Origin of the sequence: Wolbachia endosymbiont of Tettigetta isshikii, from assembly GCF_041154185.1 — a bacterium.
In the GTDB taxonomy this organism is placed as follows: domain Bacteria; phylum Pseudomonadota; class Alphaproteobacteria; order Rickettsiales; family Anaplasmataceae; genus Wolbachia.
The window spans coordinates 1-4,511 of record NZ_JBFTEN010000034.1; the positions used below are offsets into that span (position 1 = coordinate 1).

The 4,511-nt window shown below is 35.6% G+C and carries 3 protein-coding genes and 2 pseudogenes; 3 read left to right on the forward strand and 2 right to left on the reverse strand.

Annotated elements, in window-relative coordinates; genetic code table 11:
- The first annotated feature begins 255 nt into the window (after positions 1-255).
- A pseudogene (locus AB6N09_RS05470) lies at positions 256-1,146 on the forward strand (Rpn family recombination-promoting nuclease/putative transposase).
- Positions 1,147-1,419: 273 nt separating this feature from the next.
- On the opposite strand, the pseudogene AB6N09_RS05475 reads toward AB6N09_RS05470, so the two are convergent.
- Both AB6N09_RS05475 and lipB read right to left on the reverse strand, forming a co-directional pair.
- A pseudogene (locus tag AB6N09_RS05475) lies at positions 1,420-2,431 on the reverse strand (LD-carboxypeptidase).
- Between the two features lie 8 nt (positions 2,432-2,439).
- The gene (gene lipB, locus AB6N09_RS05480; RefSeq protein ID WP_411131922.1) at positions 2,440-3,057 is read right to left on the reverse strand and encodes a lipoyl(octanoyl) transferase LipB; all 618 of its coding nucleotides are present in this window, start codon (positions 3,055-3,057) and stop codon (positions 2,440-2,442) included.
- Between the two features lie 242 nt (positions 3,058-3,299).
- Here lipB and AB6N09_RS05485 point away from each other — a divergent pair, with 242 nt between their 5' ends.
- Complete coding sequence (locus tag AB6N09_RS05485; RefSeq protein ID WP_411131923.1) at positions 3,300-3,515, forward strand: hypothetical protein; 216 nt, start codon at positions 3,300-3,302, stop codon at positions 3,513-3,515.
- Positions 3,516-3,982: 467 nt separating this feature from the next.
- Complete coding sequence (locus AB6N09_RS05490) at positions 3,983-4,354, forward strand: phage portal protein (protein ID WP_411131924.1); 372 nt, start codon at positions 3,983-3,985, stop codon at positions 4,352-4,354.
- Positions 4,355-4,511: the final 157 nt, after the last annotated feature.

Genomic DNA, 4,511 nt, shown 5'->3' on the forward strand with positions numbered 1-4,511 from the left:
TAGGTTTTTCCCTATATAAGCTGAAACGCGCTTATAAGTCGTTCAAGACAGTATAGTACGCCAATTTGCAGGATTAGAGAGTGAGCAACTTCTACCACGTGATTTCTTTTGTCTTTTTTTCTGCTTGGTAAATTTTTTAATATAATTGCAATTCAAGATGAGGCTTGGGTTCGTAGGCCAATACATCTAAAACAAAAAGATTGAATATTTGTAAGAAATAGTGTACAATTTTAATACTTTTTAAGGTCTTTATTTATGGCCGTTTCAAAATTTCTTGACGCGTGCAATGATTATGCCTTTAAAAGGATATTTGGTACTGAAAAGAATAAAGACATTCTTATTCATTTCTTAAATGATATTTTAGGCTTTACTGGCTTAGCTGCAATTCAGGACGTTGAATTTTTAGCTACCATTTTGGACCCTGAAATTGCCGCTAAAAACCAGAGTATTGTCGATGTCCTTTGTAAGGACTCTCAAGGCTCCAGATATATTATAGAAATGCAGTTTACTAAGACCAAAGGCTTCGAAAAGCGTGCTCAATATTATGCAGCTAAAGCCTACTCAAGTCAAGCAGATCAAGGTAATGATTATCATAACCTCAAGGAAATTATCTTCATAGCTGTTGCTGATTGTATTATTTTTCCAGATAAGGCTGAGTACAAGTCAAATCATACTATTCGGGATGAAGATACCAATGAACATGATTTAAAGGATTTCTATTTCGTATTTATTGAACTACCAAAATTTACAAAGACGAAAGAAGATCAACTGGAAAGTATAGTAGAAAAATGGTGTTATTTTTTTCGATATGCAGAAGAAACAAGGGAAGAAGACCTAGATAAAATAGTAGGTAGTGACGTAATAATAAAACGATCTTATGAAGAGATGAATAAGTTTAATTGGTCGGAAGAAGAATTACTAGCATATGAACAAATGAAAAACCCCATAATGGATGAGATAGCTGCTTTTGCTCAAAAATCTGATGAAGGTGTTAAGGTTGGGGAAGAAAGAGGTAGACAAGAAGGCATCCTCATCGATCATCAAAAAGGCATAGCAGAAGGAAGATAGAAAGGCGAAAAACAGGCTAAAATTGCTGTGGCCAAAAACCCACTTAAAGCTGGCGTATCTGTTGATATCATAGCCTAAACTACTGGTCTTCCTAGAGCTGAAATTGTACAACTCAAAGAAGAAGTCACGAGTTAACCTCTTAGCTACCAATATATTTTGAAGTAAGCTGCCCATGGGGCTTCTTTTACCTCTTTTTTTGCTTGGTAAATTTTTTAATGTTTTTAGTCGCTGAAACAACGAATAGTGTAACGCATAAGGTTTCTCGGGTGAAACTCACATTGTGCATCCATTCTATTGGAATACAGGTAGAGCAGACACAGAGTTCTTTCCTCCCCCATCTAATGCTTAAGCTTAAAACATTAGATGCTTTTTACAAGATACAAGATCAATCTGTAAATTCTGCACATCCATAAAAAACAGACCTTCTTTCTCGTCTTGAATGCCGATGGTAGTGTGGGTGTTAAGAGTTAAGGGATCGTTTATATACCCATGACCTATTCCTTGAATTGTGAACACCGGAAAGTTGACACTTTTTGCAAACCTCTCTTTTACAATTTCAATAAGATTATTGTTATCGGAATTAGTAAAGTTGCCAAAAATTACTGCTTGCACTCCATCGAAAATATGAGCTTGTTTTAGGTGATCTAAACTGCGCTCCATTGCGTATGGATAAACTCTTACGTCTTCCAAAAATAAAATTTTGCCTTTTGCATTTACTTGCCAAGCAGTTCCTACGCTATTTTCAACCAAAGTCATGTTACCACCAACAATTTTAGATTCTAACCTGCCGTTTTTTAGTTTAATACCATTGTCGATTATTTTTAGTTATTAAATCTAATGGAATCTCGTTTGTTCAAAATTAACTCCTTTAATTTTTCAACAGAGCTCTCAGAAACAGAGTTATTTACTATCATTTCCAACATGGCACCGTGAAGAGTTTGCCAATCATATTTTGCTTGCAGGTAGATGTGCAAGGCAGTTATATCGCTATAGCCTATGAGAACTTTTTTAGTTTAGGCAATTCTTTCTTTTTTATCATTGAGTAACTTTTTTAGGTAGGGAATTAACCGAGAAGCTTCTGTTCCTCCTCTAATGCACCAAATTATTTTGCTATCGTCGGTTAAGGCACTAATCAAATCATTTGCTCTAAATTCATCGGAGTTAGAGTAGAATGGATTATCGTTACTGTATATTTTCTCCGAAACATGGGAATAAAAACCCAAGGCTTCCACATATTCTTTTATGGTAGTTAGATCTGACTCTTTCCCCTTCGAAGAAGGAGCAATAATATCAACTTAATCAACTGAACAGACACTCGTGTTAATACATAAACAAGGATGAAGTATAAAATGTAAACAATAATGGAACGCATTAAAATATCTTATAAAACTCTTTTTTTAGTATGTCATCCAATTCAGAAAGTGAAACTTCAACTCCTAGTTCTTTCATTGATGAAACACCATAATCTTTCAGCCCGCAAGGAATAATGCCTCTGTAGTGAGAAAGATCTGGAGAGACGTTAAGTGCTATGCCATGGTAAGTTATCCATTTCCTTACACGAATGCCAAAAGCCGCTATTTTTTCTTCTACTCCGCTGTTATTCACCCAAATACCTATTCTATCTTCTTTGAATTCTCCGGTGATATTAAAGTACTTTAGAGCATTAATGATCCAATTGCTTAGATCTCTGATATATAGCTTTATATCGCATTTATTTCTTTTTTTAAGGTTGAGCATTAGATATATAATGCGCTGCCCCGGGCCATGGTATGTGTGTTTACCACCCCTGCCTGTTTTATATATAGGAAATAATTTTTCAACAATGTCGTCATCTGTTGCGTTGATCCCTGATGTGTAAAGTGGAGGGTGCTGGAGCAGCCATAATAGCTCATCAGATAAACTATCGTAAATTCTTTGAATTTTTGCTTCCATGAATTTTACGGCATGGTTATAATCGATAAGTTGGTTAGATATTAGCCACTTTACCATGTTCTGTTTCTTTGCTATTCAAATCTGTCGATGTCATCCCAGTGCGTAACACTGACCACAGTTTTCTTTATTCCTAATGATATCTTGTAACTTCTGTGCCATTAACAATGGCCAGTTATGGCAAATCTTTAATTATTTGTCAACACAGGTACACAAAATCCTCTTTACATATAGGTAACTTCTTTTATTGAAAAATTCAGGAAAATGTTGTATAATTGTTGTAGTAGGTTTTGGTAAAACATATGGCAGACTCAAGATTCAGCATAACTTTTAACAATGAAATTTCAGAGTATCTTGTTGAGTTGGCTAGAATAAAAAACCAGTCCATTCAAGATCTGGCACAAGAGCTAATGCAAGAAGCAATTGAAATTGAGAAGGAAGATATGGCACTAGCTGAGCTTGCTGCTAAACGCTCAGGTGCAGAAAGAGTTAAACTTGAAGATGTTAAGTGGGAATAAAGCCCTACAAAATTGAATTTCTAAAGGATGTTACAGAAACGGATCTTCCAGCTCTCCCAAAACAATAAGATTGAGAGTTGAAAAAGCCATAAAAGAGCGCCTCACAGTTAATCCTGACAAAATAGGAAAGTCTTTGTCATACAAATTTAAAGGATCTCGTAGAATGCGAGTACCGCGTGATTTATGAAATAGATAATATAGAACATATGGTAGTGGTTAGTGCAATAAGACATAGGAAAGATAGTTGCTAGTATATACAACACTCCTTCCTGATCCATTCTCTACCTTAGGTGGCTTCGCTCAGCTCAGAAAAAAGCTCATTTTTTGACTGTTCCCTCCTGCCTTTCACTACTGTGTAGAGATTGTTTTCAAACATGATGTTCGTATGTGTGATACTAGTTTATATAATTCCAACATAATTTCAATTTTTCAACAAATTCAATTTTTTCAACAAACAGGAAGCAAATATGAATCTCAATATCTTTCAAAGGAGAAAAGCACATAAATACTCTGCTTTGCAGCTCATAATGGAGCCAAGTTGGAGTGAGCGCAGTTATGCGAGTTTTGCTGAGGAAGGCTACGTCAAAAATGTTATTGCCTTTCGAGCAATCAACATGATTACAAATGCTGCATCTTCAGTGCCTTTTATCCTCTACCGGCTTACTAATCAGGGAAAGTCACAACTAAAAGTCCATCCGTTACTGAAGTTACTTTATTCTCCCAGCCGAATAACATCAAAATCAGAGTTTATTGAGGAAATTGTAACTCACCGATTAATCAGCGGCAATGCTTATGTGTTGATGATTGAGCCGAAAAATAGTTGTAAGTTAAAAACGTGATATAAAAGAGATAAGAGAGAAAGATAGCCCTACTCACTATAGGAATAGAGTTATCATAGGCGTGTGCGACCGAGAAAATTGGTATTACAACCGTTCTTATCAAGGTACACTAGCCCTATCTCTCGATACGTTTGAATAGTTGTTTGGGACATATATA

Excerpts from the sequence above, each read along its gene's own strand:
- AB6N09_RS05490 (WP_411131924.1), top strand. The coding sequence starts at position 3,983 with ATGAATCTCAATATCTTTCAAAGGAGAAAAGCACATAAATACTCTGCT.
- AB6N09_RS05485 (WP_411131923.1), top strand. The coding sequence starts at position 3,300 with ATGGCAGACTCAAGATTCAGCATAACTTTTAACAATGAAATTTCAGAG.
- lipB (WP_411131922.1), bottom strand. The coding sequence starts at position 3,057 with ATGGTAAAGTGGCTAATATCTAACCAACTTATCGATTATAACCATGCC.